Source organism: Streptomyces speibonae, from assembly GCF_984686075.1.
This window is the reverse complement of the sequence record NZ_OZ480260.1, coordinates 1,975,577-1,992,812: the sequence shown is the minus strand read 5'-3', so window position 1 is coordinate 1,992,812 and position 17,236 is coordinate 1,975,577. Positions and strand designations below refer to the sequence as shown.

At 71.0% G+C, this 17,236-nt stretch carries 13 protein-coding genes and 1 pseudogene; 12 read left to right on the top strand and 2 right to left on the bottom strand.

Features of this window, described 5'->3' with window-relative positions; translation table 11 throughout:
• The first annotated feature begins 117 nt into the window (after positions 1-117).
• The 4 genes from AC5L3C_RS08740 (at position 118) to tal (ending at position 3,703) form a co-directional block, all read left to right on the top strand.
• Entirely contained in the window at positions 118-594 is a 477-nt protein-coding gene (locus AC5L3C_RS08740; RefSeq protein WP_493648214.1) for a PTS sugar transporter subunit IIA, read from the top strand.
• The gene (locus AC5L3C_RS08735) at positions 591-872 is read left to right on the top strand and encodes a PTS sugar transporter subunit IIB (RefSeq protein WP_125503663.1); all 282 of its coding nucleotides are present in this window, start codon (positions 591-593) and stop codon (positions 870-872) included. Before AC5L3C_RS08740 ends, AC5L3C_RS08735 begins: the two co-directional genes overlap by 4 nt.
• 132 nt (positions 873-1,004) lie before the next feature.
• Positions 1,005-2,492, top strand: a complete 1,488-nt coding sequence (gene ulaA / locus AC5L3C_RS08730; RefSeq protein WP_493648211.1) for a PTS ascorbate transporter subunit IIC — start codon at positions 1,005-1,007, stop codon at positions 2,490-2,492.
• A gap of 101 nt (positions 2,493-2,593) precedes the next feature.
• On the top strand, positions 2,594-3,703 hold the full coding sequence (gene tal, locus AC5L3C_RS08725; RefSeq protein WP_493648209.1) for a transaldolase: 1,110 nt from the start codon (positions 2,594-2,596) through the stop codon (positions 3,701-3,703).
• Positions 3,704-3,992: 289 nt separating this feature from the next.
• Here the strand turns inward: tal and AC5L3C_RS08720 are convergent, their stop codons facing one another.
• A complete protein-coding gene (locus tag AC5L3C_RS08720) occupies positions 3,993-4,742 on the bottom strand; it encodes an amidase family protein (RefSeq protein ID WP_493648207.1) in 750 nt (249 codons plus the stop codon).
• 32 nt (positions 4,743-4,774) lie between these two features.
• On the opposite strand from AC5L3C_RS08720, the pseudogene AC5L3C_RS08715 reads away from it, so the two are divergent.
• Positions 4,775-5,206, top strand: a pseudogene (locus tag AC5L3C_RS08715) (sensor histidine kinase family protein); the annotation flags it as partial.
• 17 nt (positions 5,207-5,223) lie between these two features.
• On the opposite strand, the gene AC5L3C_RS08710 reads toward AC5L3C_RS08715, so the two are convergent.
• Entirely contained in the window at positions 5,224-6,657 is a 1,434-nt protein-coding gene (locus AC5L3C_RS08710; RefSeq protein WP_493648205.1) for an endo-1,4-beta-xylanase, read from the bottom strand.
• Between the two features lie 402 nt (positions 6,658-7,059).
• Here AC5L3C_RS08710 and AC5L3C_RS08705 point away from each other — a divergent pair, with 402 nt between their 5' ends.
• From AC5L3C_RS08705 to pspAB, 7 genes are all read left to right on the top strand, one after another.
• The gene (locus tag AC5L3C_RS08705; RefSeq protein ID WP_493648203.1) at positions 7,060-8,472 is read left to right on the top strand and encodes a non-reducing end alpha-L-arabinofuranosidase family hydrolase; all 1,413 of its coding nucleotides are present in this window, start codon (positions 7,060-7,062) and stop codon (positions 8,470-8,472) included.
• Positions 8,473-8,588: 116 nt separating this feature from the next.
• A complete protein-coding gene (locus AC5L3C_RS08700; protein WP_493648201.1) occupies positions 8,589-8,987 on the top strand; it encodes a CU044_2847 family protein in 399 nt (132 codons plus the stop codon).
• Positions 8,988-8,990: 3 nt separating this feature from the next.
• Positions 8,991-11,198 carry a VMAP-C domain-containing protein gene (locus AC5L3C_RS08695; RefSeq protein WP_493648199.1) on the top strand — a complete coding sequence of 736 codons (2,208 nt, stop codon included), beginning with the start codon at positions 8,991-8,993 and terminating at the stop codon, positions 11,196-11,198.
• Positions 11,195-12,190 carry an AAA family ATPase gene (locus AC5L3C_RS08690; RefSeq protein WP_493648197.1) on the top strand — a complete coding sequence of 332 codons (996 nt, stop codon included), beginning with the start codon at positions 11,195-11,197 and terminating at the stop codon, positions 12,188-12,190. The genes AC5L3C_RS08695 and AC5L3C_RS08690 overlap by 4 nt, the downstream gene beginning before the upstream one ends.
• Positions 12,191-12,196: 6 nt before the next feature.
• Positions 12,197-15,523, top strand: a complete 3,327-nt coding sequence (locus AC5L3C_RS08685) for an SAV_2336 N-terminal domain-related protein (protein WP_493648195.1) — start codon at positions 12,197-12,199, stop codon at positions 15,521-15,523.
• A gap of 199 nt (positions 15,524-15,722) precedes the next feature.
• The gene (htpX, locus tag AC5L3C_RS08680) at positions 15,723-16,643 is read left to right on the top strand and encodes a zinc metalloprotease HtpX (RefSeq protein WP_125510004.1); all 921 of its coding nucleotides are present in this window, start codon (positions 15,723-15,725) and stop codon (positions 16,641-16,643) included.
• A 12-nt stretch (positions 16,644-16,655) separates the two neighbouring features.
• Positions 16,656-17,231, top strand: a complete 576-nt coding sequence (gene pspAB / locus AC5L3C_RS08675; protein ID WP_493648191.1) for a PspA-associated protein PspAB — start codon at positions 16,656-16,658, stop codon at positions 17,229-17,231.
• Positions 17,232-17,236 lie beyond the last annotated feature (5 nt).

The following is a 17,236-nucleotide window of genomic DNA, read 5'->3' as shown; positions in this document are numbered from 1 at the left end:
TTCAGTTCAAAGTCAACAGACTTATGTCTAGCGCTAGGCAGAATTCCTGTTTACGCTGCCGTCACCCGCCGCACTCATCCGCATCGGGTGCCACTACCGACCAGCAAGGTGCCTCTCATGTCCGACACCCTGTCCCTGCTGGACCTCCTCCCCGAGCAGTCGGTCCAGGTCGACGCCTCCGCCGACGACTGGCGGACGGCGATCCGCCTGGCCGGCGAGGGGCTGATCCGGTCCGGTGCCGCCACCGCCGAGTACAGCGACGAGATGATCGCGACCGTCGAGCAGCTCGGCCCGTACATCGTCATCGCCCCGGGACTGGCCCTGGCCCACTCCCGCCCCTCACCCGCGGTCCGGCGCACCGGACTGTCGTGGGTGTCCCTGCGGACCCCCGTCCGCTTCGGTCACCAGGACAACGACCCGGTCCGCGTGGTCGTCGGCCTGGCCGCGACCGACCACAGCCGGCACACCGCGGCGCTCGGCGGCCTCGCCCAGCTGCTCGGCGCGCCCGGCCGGCTGGAAGAGCTCCTCACCGCCCCCGACGCCGCCACCGTGCGGCGCCTGATCGGCAGCTTCGAACCGGAGGTCCCGTCATGAAGATCCTCACCGTCTGCGGTATGGGAATCGGCAGCAGCATCATCCTGAAGATGAACGTCGAGAAGGCCCTGCGACGCCTCGGCGTGACCGCCGACGTCGAGGTCGCCGACATCGGCACCGCCCGCGGCGCCGCCGCGGGCGCGGACCTCGTCGTCACCTCCGGCGAACTCGCCCCTCAGCTGGGCGAGGTGAAGGCCCGGATCGTGGTGATCGACAACTTCGTGAACGTCGACCTCATCACCACGTCGCTCGCCGACGCCCTGCGCGAAGCGGGCTGACGGCTGCGGACGCCGCACCCCGCTCTCCCCACTGCCGCCCTACGCCCCCACGCTCCCTACGCCCCCACGCTCCCCACGCCCCCACGCTCCCCAGACTCCCCGCTCTCCCCGCCCGCTCCGAGGAGCACACCCATGGACGTCATCGTCGGCACCGCCGAGTTCATCGTCAACAACGTTCTCAACGAGCCCGCCTACCTGGTCGGCATCATCACCGCGATCGGTCTGCTCGCCCTGCGCCGCAGCGTCGGCCAGGTCATCGGCGGCGGTCTGAAGGCCGCGCTGGGATTCCTGATCCTCGGCGTCGGCGCCGCCACCGTGGTCAACGCCCTGGAACCGCTCGGCGAGCTCATCCTGGGCGCCACCGGCGCCCGCGGCGTGGTCCCCACCAACGAGGCCGTCGTGGCCCTGGCGCAGGAGGAGTTCGGCGCCCAGGTCGCCTGGGTGATGATCGCCGGATTCGTGGTGAGCATCCTGCTGGCCCGGTTCACCCCGCTCAAGTACGTCTTCCTGACCGGCCACCACACCTTCTTCATGGCGACCATGATCACGGCCCTGCTGGCGCTCGCCGAGCTGTCGGCGGTGTGGATGATCGCCGTCGGCGCCGCCCTGCTCGGCACGATCATGGTCGTGATGCCCGCCTTCGCCCAGCCCTGGACGCGCAAGGTCACCGGGGGCGAGGAGGTGGCCATGGGGCACTTCGGCACGGTCGGCTACATCGCGGCCGGCACGGTCGGCCGCGTGGTCGGCAAGCGCAGCAAGAGCACCGAGGACATGAAGTTCCCCGACGGGCTGAAGTTCCTGCGCGACTCGATGGTCGCCACCGCGCTGTCGATGGTCCTCATCTACACCGTGGCCGCCGTGGCCATGCTCGGCCGGGTCGGCAAGGAGAAGGCGTTCGCCGTCATGGACGCCGAGTCCGTCGGCGACTACATCATGGCCGGCGTCATGCAGGCCCTGCTGTTCGGCGTGGGCGTGGCCGTCATCCTCTTCGGCGTCCGCACCATCCTCGGCGAACTCGTCCCGGCCTTCAACGGCATCGCGGCGAAGGTGGTCCCCGGCGCCCTCCCGGCGCTCGACTGCCCGGTCGTCTTCCCCTACGCGCCCAACGCGGTCCTGATCGGCTTCATCGCCAGCTTCACCGGCGGCCTGGCCAGCCTGGGCGTGCTCATGGCGTTCGACGCGCCGATGGGCCTGGCGCTGATCCTGCCCGGCATGGTCCCGCACTTCTTCACCGGCGGCACGGCCGGCGTCTTCGGCAACGCCACGGGCGGACGCCGGGGCGCCGTCGTCGGCGGCTTCGTCAACGGCGTGATCATCACCTTCCTGCCCGCCCTGCTGCTGAAGGTGCTCGGCTCGCTCGGCCTGGCCAACACCACGTTCGGCGACGCCGACTTCGGCTGGTTCGGCCTGTCCGTCGGCTACGCGGTCAAGCTCGGCCCCCTGGGCGGCACCCTCGTGATCGCGCTCATCGTCCTCGTCCTGCTGGGCGCCGCCATCGCCTTCCAGCGCCGGGTGGTCGACCGGGGCTGGAACCCCGCCGCCGCGCGCGAGGCCCACTTCGCCGAGCCCGGCAGGGACACCAAGGACACGGGCACGCCCTCCGTGTCCGCCACCTCCTGACCCGTCCTCGCCCCGCCCGCCCGCCGGACCACTCCGGTGGGCGGGCGGACGACGGCCCCACTCCGCCGACACGCATGAACACCACTCCTGGAGCCCCCTTGATGACCGACGCACTCGAGCACCTCTCCGACGCGGGTGTCGCGATCTGGCTGGACGACCTGTCGCGGCAGCGGATCGCATCGGGCAACCTCGCCGCCCTCGTCGAACGGCGGCACGTGGCCGGTGTGACCACGAACCCGTCGATCTTCCAGCAGGCGATCTCCCAGGGCTCCGGCTACGACACACAGCTGGACGACCTCGCTGCCCGCGGGGTGGGCGTCGAGGAGGCCCTCCGGATGATCACCACGGCGGACGTCCGCGCGGCCGCCGACGTCCTGCGCCCGGTCTTCGACGCCACCCACGGCCGGGACGGCCGGGTCTCGATCGAGGTCGACCCGCGGCTGGCGCACCACACCCGCGCGACGGTCGCCGAGGCGAAACAACTGGCCTGGCTCGTCGACCGTCCCAACACCCTGATCAAGATCCCGGCCACTGAGGCGGGCCTGCCGGCCATCACCGAGGTGACCGCCCTCGGCATCAGCGTCAACGTCACGCTGATCTTCTCGCCGGCGCGCCACCGCCAGGTCATGGACGCGTACCTGACCGGCCTGGAGAAGGCCGGGGAGCGCGGTTTGGACCTGTCGCGGATCCACTCGGTCGCGTCCTTCTTCGTCTCCCGCGTCGACACCGAGATCGACCGCCGTCTCGGCGCCCTGGGTACGGAGCGGGCCGCGGCCCTCAAGGGCAGATCGGCCGTGGCCAACGCGCGTCTGGCCTACCAGGCGTACGAAGAGGTCTGCTCCACCGGCCGCTGGCGCGCGCTGGAGGCCGCGGGCGCCCACCGGCAGCGTCCGCTGTGGGCGTCGACCGGCGTGAAGGACCCCGCGTACAAGCCCACCCTGTACGTCGACGAGCTGGTCGCCCCGAACACGGTGAACACCATGCCGGAGGCCACCCTCCGGGCCGTGGCCGAGCACGGCGCCGTGCGCGGCGACACCGTACGCGGTACGTACGAGGACGCCCGCGCGGTGCTCGACGCGGTCGCTGAACTCGGCATCTCCCACGACGAGGTCGTCCGGGTCCTGGAGGACGAGGGTGTCCGCAAGTTCGCGGCGTCCTGGAACGAGCTGCTGGCCTCGACCGAGGCGGAACTGAGACGCCGCACCGCCTGACCGCGGCGCGACCCTGACGGGTTCGAGGCATGACCACGCCGAACCCCCGGGCCGCCGCCCTGCTTCGGAATTCCTCAGCTTCTTCGCCGGCCGGAAGATCGGATCGACGCCGCCTGCCGGGTCCGACGACACCTTCCGTCACCTCCACCACGCTCGGCGGGCGCTGGAGGGCGCATCCCGCTGGCTGCCGCCGGTCGCCTCGGGCAGCGCGGCGAACGACGGTCCTTTGGACCGTGTCCTACGTGGTGAGGCGGAAGTCTGCTCCCCGCATCTGCGGGGACGATCTCGTTCAGGCGGTGAAGGGGGGTGGGCTCGTGGGTGTCGGGAGGATGTGGGCGAGCTGCTGGGCCGCGGCGATCAGGGTGCGGTCGGACAGGTACGGGCCGATGATCTGGAGGGCGAGCGGCAGGCCGGTGTTCGTGCTGCCGGCGGGGAGCACGATCGACGGCAGGCCGACGGGCCCGGCGAGGTTGATCCAACTGGTCTGGTCATAGAAGGACCGGCGCTCGCCGTCGACGGTGACGTGGCGCCGGGGCGGCGGGACGGACGTCTGGTCGTCGACGGCCGCGGTCGGTGCTGCCGGCGTGATGAGGATGTCGTGTCGGGTGAAGTAGTCGGCCCACTGGCCGCGGAGCTTCTGGCGGTCCTCGTCGGCGCGCGCCCAGTCGCGGTGCCGCATGGTGCGTGACCTGAGGTAGAGGGCGCCGGGGTCGTCGTCGGGGAGCGCGTCGGCGGCCTCGCAGTCGGCGGCGAAGGCCTCGTCGTCGGCGGACGCGGCCGCGGTGGCGTACATCAGCCGTTGGAACAGGTGGTCGCTGGTGGCGAGGTCGACGGGCCGGGTGTTGTCGTCGACGGTGGCGCCGGCGTTGCGGACGAGTCGGGCGACCCGGTCGAGAAGGCCGCGGGTCGCGGAGTCGACGCGGCAGTGGTCGTCATCCGCCCACAGGCCGATGCGGTACTGGCGCAGGCTGGTGAACTTCGGGGCCGGGAGGTCGATGCGCCAGGCGGCGGCGTCGGCGGGGGCCGGAGCGGCGATCACGTCCAGGAGGACGTCCAGGTCTGCGGCCGTGCAAGGCGGTGGTCAGCGACATCGCGCACGAACTGCGCGGCCCGCTGACCAACATCCGCGGCTGGCTGGGGGGCACCCGCGACGGGGTGGTGGCGCCCGAGCCGGCCCTGCTCGCCTCCCCGGACGAGGAGGCGGTGGTCCTCCAGCGCGCACCACCGCCGACGGCACACCGTGGCTGGACGCCGACCCGGTCCGGATGCGGCAGGCGTTCGGCAGCCTGGTCTGCAACGCCCTGCGCCACACCCCGCCGGGCGGCACCGTCACACTGGCGGCGTGCCGGGCCGGCGACGAGGTACGGCAGCGGCCTCGGCCTGCCCACCGTCCGCCACCTGCCGGCGGCGCACGGGGGGACGGCCGAGGCACGCAGCGGACCTGGCACCGGTTCGGTCTTCACGCTCCGGCTGCCGTCCGGCGAGGAACCGCCGGACGGCTGAGACGGAGGAAGGGCCCGTCAGGCGCGGGTCCAGCGCTGGTTGCTTCCGTTGGTGCAGGAGTACAGCTGGATCCGGGTGCCGTTGCCGGTGCCGGCCCCGACGGCGTCGAGGCAGAGCCCGGACTGGACGCCGACGATGGAGCCGTCGGAGTTGAGGCGCCACTTCTGGTTGTCGCCGCCCCAGCAGCTGTAGATCTGCACCGCGGCGCCGTTGCCGGTGCCGGCGGCGTCCAGGCACTTGTCGCCGTAGACCCGGAACTCACCGGCGTCGGTGTACTCCCACTGCTGATTGGTGCCGCCGTGGCAGTCCCACAGCTGGAGCTGGGTGCCGTCGCTGGTGGAGGCGTTGGGCACGTCCAGGCAGCGGCCGGAGGCGACGCCCTTGATCGTCTCGCCGTCCGCGGGCGGCTCCGAGGTGTCGCCGCCGTTGAGCGCGTCGAGGACGGCGCTGTACGCGGCCTTCTTGCTGCCGTCGTTGTTGAACAGCAACGGCGTCTGCTCCGAGCGCCAGGAGTCCATGTCACGCACGCCCCAGACGGTGACGCCGAGGCAGCGCTCGACGGCCAGGCAGTCGTTGACCACGTTGGCGTAGGTCGTGGGAGAGGCGCCCTGGATGTCCAGTTCGGTGACGGCCACGTCGACGCCGAGGGCGGCGAAGTTCTGCAGGGTGGTGCGGAAGTTGCTGTCGTAGGGGCTGCCGCTGTTGAAGTGCGACTGGAAGCCGACGCAGTCGATCGGCACGCCGCGCGACTTGAAGTCCCGCACCATGTTGTACATGGCCTGGGTCTTGGCCCAGTTCCAGTTCTCGACGTTGTAGTCGTTGTAGCAGAGCTTGGCGGACGGGTCGGCGGCGCGCGCGGTGCGGAAGGCGACCTCGATCCAGTCGTTGCCGGTGCGCTGCAGGTTGGAGTCGCGCCGGGCGCCGGAGTTGCCGTCGGCGAAGGCCTCGTTCACGACGTCCCACTGGGCGATCTTGCCCTTGTAATGGGCCATCACGCCGTTGATGTGGTCGATCATCGCCTGGCGCAGATCGCTGCCGCCGAGGTTCTGCATCCAGCCGGGCTGCTGGGAGTGCCAGGCCAGCGTGTGACCGCGCACCTCCTTGCCGTTCTGCACCGCCCAGTTGTAGACGCGGTCGGCGGAGCTGAAGTTGAACTGCCCCCGCTGCGGTTCGGTGGCGTCGATCTTCATCTCGTTCTCGGCGGTCACCGAGTTGAACTCGCGGTTCGCGATCGACGTGTAGGTCGAGTCGCCCAGCTTGCCCGAGGCGATGGCGACGCCGAAGTAGCGGCCGCTCTGGGCCGCCGCCGCGCCGAGGGTGCTCTCGGCGGCCTGCGCGGGGGGCGGCGTGACCAGCGCGAGGGCCGCGGTGAGGACGCCGACGGCCAGCGCCGCCAGCGGGCCGCGGATCCGGCGGCGCTCATCGGGTCTGGGGAGGGCATAGAAGCCCATGACTGTGCCTCCAAGGTAGACATCACGAACGGACTGGAACACAGGGAGGAATCACCGGCCGGGCACGGGGCGTTCGAAATATCGAGCGGAGGCCGGTTTCTCAGACAGGAATGATCGAGGCGTTGATGATGCATCGTCAATACGCGCGGCAGGAAAAGTTTCTGTTTTTCATTCGAAACTTTCGGAGATCAAAAACGTGGCACTCGCTGGGCAGTTGTCGCAGGAAGGGTCGTTCAGTCGGCCTGGAGTGCGAATTTGCGCCCATCGGTCCCGGTGCATGTTTCGTCTGCAACCGCGATGCATGCGACAGGGGTTGACGCCGTTGGCCGGGTCCCTATCATTCAGGCTGCTCGACACTTCGACATATGTTCGACATACCGAACCCGATGGGAGTCGCGCCGCATGCAAATGTCATGGACTCGACAACGCTCGCTCTCCGCCCTGGTGGCCACCCTGGCCGCGCTGGCGGCGATGCTCTCCGCCGCCCCGGCCCAGGCGGCCGCCAGCGGCTCCCTGCGCGGTGCCGGTTCGGGCCGGTGTCTCGACGTACTGGGCGCCGAGCGGACCGACGGTACGTATCTGCAGATCTACGACTGCTGGGACGGGGCCAACCAGCAGTGGACGTGGACCGACGCCGGCGACCTGACCGTGTACGGCGACAAGTGCCTGGACGTTCCCGGCCATGCCACCACGGCCGGCACCCGGGTGCAGATCTGGAGCTGTACCGGCGGCGCGAACCAGCAGTGGCGGGTGAACTCCGACGGCACGGTTGTCGGCGTGGAGTCCGGGCTGTGCCTGGACGTGAAGGACAACGGCACGGCCAACGGCACGGCGGTGCAGCTGTGGACGTGCAACGGCGGCAGCAACCAGCAGTGGTCGGGCCTGTCCGGGACGACGCCGCCCGACGACACGTGCGCCCTTCCGTCGGCGTACCGCTGGAACTCGACGGGTGTGCTGGCGCAGCCGGCGAACGGGTGGGCCGCGGTGAAGGACTTCACCACCGTGACGCACAACGGCAAGCACCTGGTCTACGCGTCGAACGTGTCGGGATCGACGTACGGCTCGATGATGTTCAGCCCGTTCACGAACTGGTCGGACATGGCCTCGGCCCGCCAGACCGGGATGACCCAGGCCGCGGTGGCACCGACCCTTTTCTACTTCGCGCCCAAGAACGTGTGGGTGCTGGCCTACCAGTGGGGCTCCTGGCCCTTCATCTACCGCACGTCGAGCGACCCCACCGACCCCAACGGCTGGTCCGCCCCGCAGCCGCTGTTCACCGGGAGCATCTCCGGCTCCGACACCGGTCCGATCGACCAGACCCTGATCGCCGACGACCGGAACATGTACCTCTTCTTCGCCGGTGACAACGGCAAGATCTACCGGGCGAGCATGCCGATCGGGAACTTCCCCGGCAACTTCGGCTCCTCGTACACGACGATCATGAGCGACACGAAGGCCAACCTGTTCGAGGGCGTACAGGTCTACAAGGTGCAGGGCCAGAACCAGTACCTCATGATCGTCGAGGCGATGGGCGCGAACGGGCGCTACTTCCGCTCCTTCACGTCCTCCAGCCTGAGCGGGTCGTGGACCCCGCAGGCCGCCAGTGAGAGCAACCCCTTCGCGGGCAAGGCGAACAGCGGTGCCACCTGGACCAACGACATCAGCCACGGTGACCTGGTCCGCGACAACCCCGACCAGACCATGACCGTCGACCCCTGCAACCTGCAACTCCTCTACCAGGGCAAGGACCCGAACGCGGGCGGCGAGTACAACCGGCTGCCGTGGCGGCCGGGCGTCCTCACCCTGCGACGCTGACCTTCCCGACGCCGGGGGTGCGGCCCGCACCTCCGGCACCCGTTCCCCGCGGACGGCCATGGACCGTTGTTCGCATCTCCTGGCCACGTGATGGTGCTGTCGGACAAAATGTGTTCATGGCTGAGTCGCTTGAAGTCGAGTTGGCAGGGACGGTGTTACGGCTGGAGCTGTCCGATGTGGGGGAGCCCGCGTCGGATGCCGGCCCGCTGGAGGACGACGAAGACACGCCGGATCTCCCGGACGGTTTCGGCACGGTGACGCCGGTGTCCGCGCGGCGCGGGCGCGCCGCGGTGGTGGCCACCGAAAGGCTGCGGCACATGCTCAGCCCGCTGGGGCCGTTGCTGGAGGAGGTGCACCATGCGGTCACCCGCGTTCCCGAGCCGCCCCAGCAAGTGTCGGTCACCTTCGGGGTCCAGGTGGGGCAGGACCTCAAACTGGGCATCGTGGGCGCGAACGGCCATGCCACGATGACGGTTTCGGCCACCTGGGACGCCGGCGACACGCAGGGGACCTGACGGATGGGGTGGTTCCGCCCATCGGGAGACAACCTGCCGACGCTGGCATCGGTGTTCAAGGCCGGGGCGTCGTCCGCTGCCGGCGCCGGGGCACTGCTCTCCCCGCGCTACGTTCTGACGTGCGCACATGTGGTCGCCGATGCTCTGGGCGAACAACAGACCGACACCGAGCCACCGACGCGATCCGCGTGTCTCCGCGTCGTGCTGCGTCAGGGCGCGCAGAGCCATCGGAGCGCGGCCCGGCCGGTGGTGTGGGTGCCTCCTCGCCGGAGTCCCGGGAGCAACTGGGGGGAAGGCGACCTGGCGGTGCTGGAACTCGACGAGCCCGCCGCGCCATCGATGCCCGCTGTGGTGTGGCAGGACATGACGGAATGGCTCGAGGTGCGGGCGTACCACGGCGGTGGTGACCGCGGCACCTTCGCCGACACCAGGGTCAAAGCCCGCGACACCTGGTACTACTACGCCGACGCCGACCTCAGCGGTGCCTCCATCAAGCACGGTTACAGCGGCGGTCCGTTGTTCAAGAAGCGCGATCCCACGGTGGCCGTGGGACTGGTGACCCATCACGTCATGAACGACCGGCTGTCGTCGGACAGACAGGTGATGCGGCGCACCCTGACGGTGCCGTGGCAGCACATCCGCGACGAGCTGTGCCGAGCGGGAGCGCGCGACGTGCTCAACGCTGCGTCCGAATCCGTCGTCGACGCGGGCAAAGTGCCGGAGGGCGCGGTCGGCTGTCTGTGGGAGTTGTTCGACAGCAAGGACAAACTGGAAACTGCGGCGAATCGGCTGGCGAGAAGACTCGGCCTGCACATGACCGCCGAGGAACCGGCCATGGCCGTCCTCCACCTGGAAGAAGAACTGGCAGCCCTCCTGTTCAGCGAAGGACGCGCACTCGCGACCCTGGACGAGTTGCTCATGAAGCGCGAGTCGAGCATGAGTGCCGAGGACAAAGGACACCACCGGAGGGCAGTCAGGCGACTGGTGGCGTACGGACGGGAGGTGGAGGGCGTCCGCCTCCTGTCCGTCGGGGAGCACGAGAGGCTTCTCGCGCTGTTGACACCCGTCAACACTGCCCAGCCCCGCCTTCTCTGCCAGGCGGCCCGTCACGTACTGCAGTTGGCCGACCGTCTGCCCGCCTGGGTCTCCGACGGCACCGTGCCGCAGGAGCGCCTGGCGGCGGCGGTCGACGATCTCGACCGGGACAGCGCGGACATGATGCCGCCGTTGCTCCGGCTGGCCGTCTTCCTGTCCGCCGCCGTCACCGACAAGGCGATCAGGAGTGAACTGGACGCCTGGTGCGACGACATCGGCCGGCGTCTGGACCGTGACCCGTCCCTCCTGGCCGAATATCGCGCGCAGGCCTCGCGGTGGGTCAGGTCACTGCGTCGGCCGGTGACGCGGATCGTCGTCGACCTGTCCCGCAACGATGCGGTCGACGAGCCCTACACCTGCTACTTCTGGCGGGTGAGTGAGGGCCGGGCACCGGAGGCGACGGGCGTTTCGGCCGGGCCGTACACCGCGGAGGAGCTGGGGCGGACGATCCACAGGCTGGCCGGAGACCAGGGCGGCTTTCCCCGGATCGACGTGGTGGTGGGAGCGCGGCATCTCCATCTGCCGGTCGACGGCTGGACAGCGTCCACCGGGCAGGAGACGTTCGGCCCGTTGGGGATCTCGACCGACAGCGGCCTGGTGCTGGGTGCGGAATACCAGGTGGCCATGCGACTGCGTGAGTTCTTCCCGGACATGGAGAGGGAGAGGGGCAGGCGCGCCGATATCGAGCGGCGGTGGGCAGCCGGGCGCACCGACCCCCTCGTCATCAAGGACGGCACCGAACTGCGCATCGTCCACCATGAGTTGAGGGATAGACACCGCGACGCGCCATGGGTCGTTCTGCACGGTGGGCGGAAGTTCCGCGAGGACTTCCTGAAACTCTGCGTGGGGCTCGGCGTCCCCGTGGTGCTCTGGGACCGTGAGGCCGCGCACGTGGAGCACGCGCGGCGGCTCGACGGCATCGTCGGCGGCGTGGCGTTGCCGGATCTGCCGACTGCGGTCCAAGAGCTCCGGCAGGGCGTGTACTACGGCAACAGGACGGACCCCGCACGGCCCGCCGTGGTGTGGGACGACCCGGACATGGTCCTCCCCACGCCGCCCGACTACGACGATCCCCCCGACGACATGACGAACTCCGGAAGGACGGCTGCCAGGTGACTGCGAACGACGCCGGAGGCGATTGGCGGCTGTTCCGGGGTGACGGCCGGGTACGCGAGGTGGATTTCCCGCCGGCACCGCCATGGCGCCGGTTCGGCGGTGCCGCGCCAGGGGCAGGACGACGGCGCGAGCGCCTCTACCTCATCGGGCCCGACGAGGCGGACGTGGTCAGCGCGGCCCTGATGCTGCGACGGCCCCTTCTGGTCACGGGGCAACCGGGAACCGGCAAGTCGTCGATGGCGCACGCGATCGCCCACGAGCTGGGTCTGGGCCGGGTACTGCACTGGCCGGTCAACAGCCGGACCACACTGCAGGACGGCCTCTACCACTACGACGCCATCGGCAGGTTGCGCGAGGCGGGCCTACGGCGTGACCGGCACGGCGAGCAGGGCACGGAGCCCGCGGAGCCGGACGTGGGCTCCTACATCCGCCTGGGACCGCTGGGGACGGCTCTGCTCCCGGAGGACCGGCCGCGGGTTCTGCTGATCGACGAACTCGACAAGGGGGACATCGATCTGCCCAACGACCTGCTGACCATCTTCGAGGACGGCGAGTTCGAAATCCCCGAGCTGGCCCGGCTGGCCGGGGAGCAGGACCGGGTCCGGGTGGTGACGGGGGACCCGGGGGGCCGGGCGGATGTCGAGCGCGGCTGGGTACGGTGCGAGGAGTTCCCGGTCGTCGTCATCACGAGCAACGGCGAGCGGGACTTCCCCCCGGCGTTCCTGCGCCGCTGTGTCAGGCTCGACCTGCCCGAGCCGGACGAGGAACGGCTGCGGGAGATCGTACGGGCCCACCTGGGTGGCGACGGGCCGGACGACGAGGGGTTCGAAGCCGCCGATGAGCTCGTGCGCGCCTTCCTGGCCAGGCGCGCGAGCGGCGAACTGGCCACCGACCAGCTGCTCAACGCCGTCTTCCTGCGCCTTGGCGGGGTCGGCCTGGACGCCGAGCGTCTCCTGGACGCCGTACTGCATCGCCTCAGCGGGACGGTGTGACCGGGCATGTTCGAGCGGGTGCGGGACGTCCTGGCCGACTGCGGAGCGGATCTGTCGAGCGAGGAACTCCTCGACGCCCTCTGGCTGGCCACCCGGCTGCCGTCGGCCCCCGCCGGCGCGCCGGCGCGGGTGTTGGGGACACGGCGGGACGATGGCCCGGAGGAAGGCGACGAGGGCGAATCGCCGGTGCCGCCGACGGCCGGCGGTCAGGCCCGGTACACCCGCTCGGCCGGCCCCTTCCGGCGGCCCCGGCGCGGTCGAGGCGCCCTGCGGGGCGGTGCCGCTCCCGTTCCGGACCCCGACCGGGCCGTCGCCGTGCCCCCGCGAGCCCCGGCCCTGTCGGTGCGGCCTCCCGGCGAGAAGGCCCTCGGCACGGCGGAACTCGCCCTCGGGCGCGCGCTGCGCCCGCTCCGGATGCCCCGGCCGGATCCGCGCCGCCTCGAACTCGACATTCCCCGGACCGTGGCAGCCATGGCCGAGACCGGGCTGCCCGACGTCGTGCTGCGGCCAGCCGGCCGACGCGGGCTCGATCTCGCGATCCTCGTGGACGACGGGGTGTCCATGCTGCCCTGGCAACGCCTCACCACCGAGGTACGGCTCCTCATGGAACGCAGCGGTGCGTTCGGTGTCGTCCACACCTTCAGCCTGGACACCCGGAGCCCGGACGGGCCCCTGCTGGGCCACCACCCGTTCGGCACGGCTCCCGCGACGCTCCCGCCCTCCGCCGTCGCCGACCCTTCGGGCCGCACGCTGCTGATCGTGGTCAGCGACGGAGTGGGCCGAGCCTGGCGGGACGGCCGCATGCACCATCTGCTCGACCGGCTGGCCGAGGTGAGCCCGGTCGCCGTGCTGCACACGCTTCCCCGGAGGATGTGGGCCGGCACCGGCATCCGCGCGGAACCGTGGCAGGTGATCTCGCGCCGCCAGGCGGCGGCCAACGCGACGTGGGACATCAGGGATCCCGTACTGCCTCCCGACCTGCGGCCGTTCGACGGCACGCCCGTCCCCGTCCTCACCCCCACCCCCGCCGCGGTGGCGGCCTGGACCCGTCTGGTCGGCTCGGCGGGCACCACCGCGCTCCTTCCGCTGCTCGGGCCCGCGCCCGCGCCCCGGAGCATCCCGTCCGACGCGCCGAGCGCCGCACGCCCTCGGCCTCCCCAGGAGCCGTACTCCGAGGTGCTGCGGTTCCGCTCCTTCGCGTCGACGGAGGCGTACCGGGTCGCGGTGCACCTGGCGGCGGTCGCGCCGCTGTCCGTGCCCGCGATGCATCTCGTCCGGCAGGCTCTGGGCTCCTCGGTGGACTCCGGACACATCGCGGAGGTCTTTCTGAGCGGCCTGCTCCGCCGGGTCGGCGATCTTGGCCGGCCGCCCCAGCAGTGGCAGTTCGACTTCGCCGAAGGGACGCGCCGGATCCTCCTCGGAGCGATCCCGCCGCCCCAGCTCCTGCGGACCACCCGGGCGATCTCCAGCCGCCTGGCCGAGCTGAGCGGTACCGCGCCCAGCTTCCTCGCCTGGCTGCCCCACCCGGACGGCCAGGAGCACATCGACGCCGGTCAACGCGCTCTCAGCTGGGTGGACGAGCGGGTCATGCGCCGGCTGGGCGTGCCGCTGCCGGACGCGCCCGCCGCCCCGCCGCCGCGGTACGACCTCGCCATCCGGACCCCCCACTCGCCGCCGGTGCCGCCCGGCATGGCGGCGAAGGAGGTGCTGATCCCGTGGGCGGCCGGGGCGGAAGCGAACCCGAACCCGCAGACGGCGGATGCGCTGCGGGCGGGCGGTCTGTCGGCGAGTGACGTGGCCGCGAGGATTGTCTTCGTCGCTCCACCCGGACGGGCGGCCGCCCTGCCGGTCTACACCGCGGTGGTCGGATTCACCCACCGGTGGGTGGACGCCCACGCCGATGGCGGCACGCTGGACATGGCCGGCCTCCAGCTCTTCACGGAGCACATCGGTGAGGTGGCACGGCCGGAGGCGCATCTGCCCTGGGCCCAGGCGGGCGGACCACCCGCGGACGGTATGCCCACCGTGCCCTTCGCCGCCGACCCGGACGCGCGACTGGACGAGACCACCCTGAGGGCGGTGCGCTACGCGGCACGGCTGCGCATGGTTCCGCCGGACTCGGCGGCGGCTGCCCTGACCATGCTGGCCAGGGTCGCGGCTCTACGGGCCAGGGGGGACACCGAGTGGCGGCTGCCGGTCCTGTCCACCGGAACCGAGCCCCCGCCGGTGGGCAAGTCGACCGAGGACCAGGGCATCGATCTGGAGCTGATCAGGAAGGCGGCGGACCGGTTCCGCAAAGAGGCCGTGAAGGGCAGGGAGATGACGGAGGTGATGCCGGTGCCCGCGCTGTCGCCGCTCAACCGGCGTATCGCGGAGGCGAACGCTTCGGACCCCGGCGTGCTGTTGCGCCGACTCGGGGGCACGTCGGAGGACGGAGCGGTGTGGACGTGCCCCCGTGACCGGGGTGACCACGGGGACGCGGTCCTGAAGGTCACCTCTCAGGGGCGGGTCTCGTGCAGACACTGTTATCCGGGCAAGGTCGGGTTGGTGCGGCTCGCCGCTGACACCCTCGGCCTGACGCCGGACGAGGGGGCCGCGTTCATCCTGAACGACTCCGGCGGCCGCCTCCCGGGACCCGGTACGGCGGTGACCGCGCGGATCACCGGCCGGACGCCGGACGCGTACCGGTGCACCGTTTACGATCCCGTCACCGGGCAGGCGCACCAGGCGGTCCTGCCGACGCACGCATTCTGGGAGTCCCCCAGGAACCAGCTGTTCTCGCGCCTGACGAAGGGCGACCACGTGGTCGCGCTGGTCCTCGACGAGCCGTGGGACGGAGCCCTCACGCTCTCCCTCACCTCACCGGACCTGGTGGAGCGCGTTCTGGCCGGGTTCGTGCCGGAGCTGACGACCGGCGACGTCGTGATCACCCGGATCGCCCGGGTCGCGGGAGCGCTCACGAAGATCGCCGCCGCCCCCACCCGGCCGGCCTCCAGCGTCCGGGGAGCCTTCGTGGGAAGGGACGCCGAGCGGATCCGGGGTGCCCAGCGTCTGCTGTCAGGAGGGAGGAGCGAGGAGAAGTTCGAGGTCATCGCCCATTCCAGCGATCAGCGCACGCTCCTGGTCAACGCGCTGGTCTACGCGGAGCCGACGGGCATCCTCATCGATCGGCAGCGGGCCGTCGTTGCCGTTCCGCACCACCAGGTCCGCAGCGCCATCGGACGCGGTGGTCTGAACGCCGAACTCGCCGGACGGCTCACCGGTCTGTACGTCCGGATCGTTCCCGCCGGAAGCGACCTCAGGCAGGAGATGGACGCGGCGCTCGGCGACTAGGCACCTGCCGCACTCCGCGCCAACGGTTGGAGCCCCGCTGCCGGTGCATGCCCTGACCAGCGGGAACTCTGTGCACGGCACGTTCGAACTGCCGTGCGCGGATCCCGCGGGGACAATGGAAGAGGTACCTGTACGGCGGGGAGGCCGCCGTGCCGGGACCACTCGGCCCTTCACCGTTCCCGGGCTGACGGAGGTGACGATGCGCAGCCGTTTCGCACCCGACCGGGGGCTGACCACCCGCATGGCCGTCACGATGTTCCTGCTCGGCCTGCTGTACGTGGCGTTCGTCGCCGCGCTGATCGCGCTGCTGAAGTCCGTCGTCCTGGTGATCGTCATCGCCGCCGCCGTGCTGGCCGCCCAGTACTGGTACTCCGACCGGATCGCGCTCTACGCCATGCGCGGGCGCATCGTCACGCCCGCGGAACAGCCTGTGCTGCACGGGATCGTCGACCGGCTGTGCGCCACCGCGGACATGCCCAGGCCCCGGGTCGCCGTCTCGGACATGGACCTGCCCAACGCGTTCGCCACCGGCCGCAACGCCGACCACGCCGTGGTCTGTGTGACCACCGGGCTCATGCGGCGTCTGGAGACGGAGGAGCTCGAAGGGGTGGTGGCGCACGAGCTCTCCCATGTCGCCCACCGCGACGTGGCGGTGATCACCGTCGCCTCGTTCCTGGGGGTGATCGCCGGACTGGTCGTCCGCTTCGCCTTCTACTCCCAGCTGTTCGGCGGACGCAACCAGCGGGACCAGAACACCGCTGCCGTGTTCCTGGCGGTCATGGCCGTCTCCGCCCTGGTGTACGCCATCAGCTTCCTGCTGATCCGGGCCCTGTCCCGCTACCGGGAGCTGGCCGCCGACCGGGCCGCGGCCCTGCTGACCGCCAAGCCCTCCGTCCTGGCCTCGGCGCTGACCAAGATCAGCGGCGACATCGCCCGCATCCCCACCAAGGACCTGCGGACCGCCCAGGCGTTCAACGCGTTCTTCTTCACCCCCGCCCTCGGACCCGGTACGACGATGGCGAAACTGTTCTCCACCCACCCCACCCTGGAACGCCGGCTGGAGGCGCTCGCGGAGCTCTCCGCGGAGCTCGGCAGCGACACGGGCGGGACGCTTGAGTGAGGAGGCGCGACCGTGGGCTTCTGGGACACCCTGCTGGGCCGCAGTACCCCTGCCCGGCCCGATCTGGACCAGCTCTTCGCCCTGCCCTCGGCGGCGATCACCCTGCACGCCGCCCTCGGCCTCACCCCGACCGGTGCCGGCTCGGTCTGTTTCGCCGCGATCGAGGGCGGCGCCTTCGCGCGCGTCCAGCAGGAGGTACGGGCCCTTCTGGAGGCCGACGCGGAACGCGGTGACGCCCCCGTGGAGTTCAGCCGCGACGCCTACGGCTACGCCTGGCTGCTCTCCCGCCGCTCCCCGGACGATCTGCCCGCCCTGGTCAGCGATCTGCACGCGGTCAACACCACCCTGCAGGACGCCGGCTTCGGCCCGCAGCTCCTCTGCTCGCTGGTCGCCTTCCGGGCCGGCCGGCAGCCCCTCGCACTGGTCTACCTCTACAAGCGCGGCAGCTTCTATCCGTTCGCCCCGCTGCCCGGCAACAAGCGTGACCATCCGCTGGAACTCCAGGTCAGGGCCGCACTCAGGGACGACCTGCGGATCGAGCAGGACCTGAGCCGGTGGTTCCCGCTCTGGGGTGCCCCGGGCCTGTGACACGG

Bases quoted from the DNA above. Each gene is read 5' to 3' on its own strand.
- AC5L3C_RS08740 (WP_493648214.1), top strand. From the start codon at position 118: ATGTCCGACACCCTGTCCCTGCTGGACCTCCTCCCCGAGCAGTCGGTC.
- AC5L3C_RS08735 (WP_125503663.1), top strand. From the start codon at position 591: ATGAAGATCCTCACCGTCTGCGGTATGGGAATCGGCAGCAGCATCATC.
- ulaA (WP_493648211.1), top strand. From the start codon at position 1,005: ATGGACGTCATCGTCGGCACCGCCGAGTTCATCGTCAACAACGTTCTC.
- tal (WP_493648209.1), top strand. From the start codon at position 2,594: ATGACCGACGCACTCGAGCACCTCTCCGACGCGGGTGTCGCGATCTGG.
- AC5L3C_RS08710 (WP_493648205.1), bottom strand. From the start codon at position 6,657: ATGGGCTTCTATGCCCTCCCCAGACCCGATGAGCGCCGCCGGATCCGC.
- AC5L3C_RS08705 (WP_493648203.1), top strand. From the start codon at position 7,060: ATGCAAATGTCATGGACTCGACAACGCTCGCTCTCCGCCCTGGTGGCC.
- AC5L3C_RS08700 (WP_493648201.1), top strand. From the start codon at position 8,589: ATGGCTGAGTCGCTTGAAGTCGAGTTGGCAGGGACGGTGTTACGGCTG.
- AC5L3C_RS08695 (WP_493648199.1), top strand. From the start codon at position 8,991: ATGGGGTGGTTCCGCCCATCGGGAGACAACCTGCCGACGCTGGCATCG.
- AC5L3C_RS08685 (WP_493648195.1), top strand. From the start codon at position 12,197: ATGTTCGAGCGGGTGCGGGACGTCCTGGCCGACTGCGGAGCGGATCTG.
- htpX (WP_125510004.1), top strand. From the start codon at position 15,723: ATGCGCAGCCGTTTCGCACCCGACCGGGGGCTGACCACCCGCATGGCC.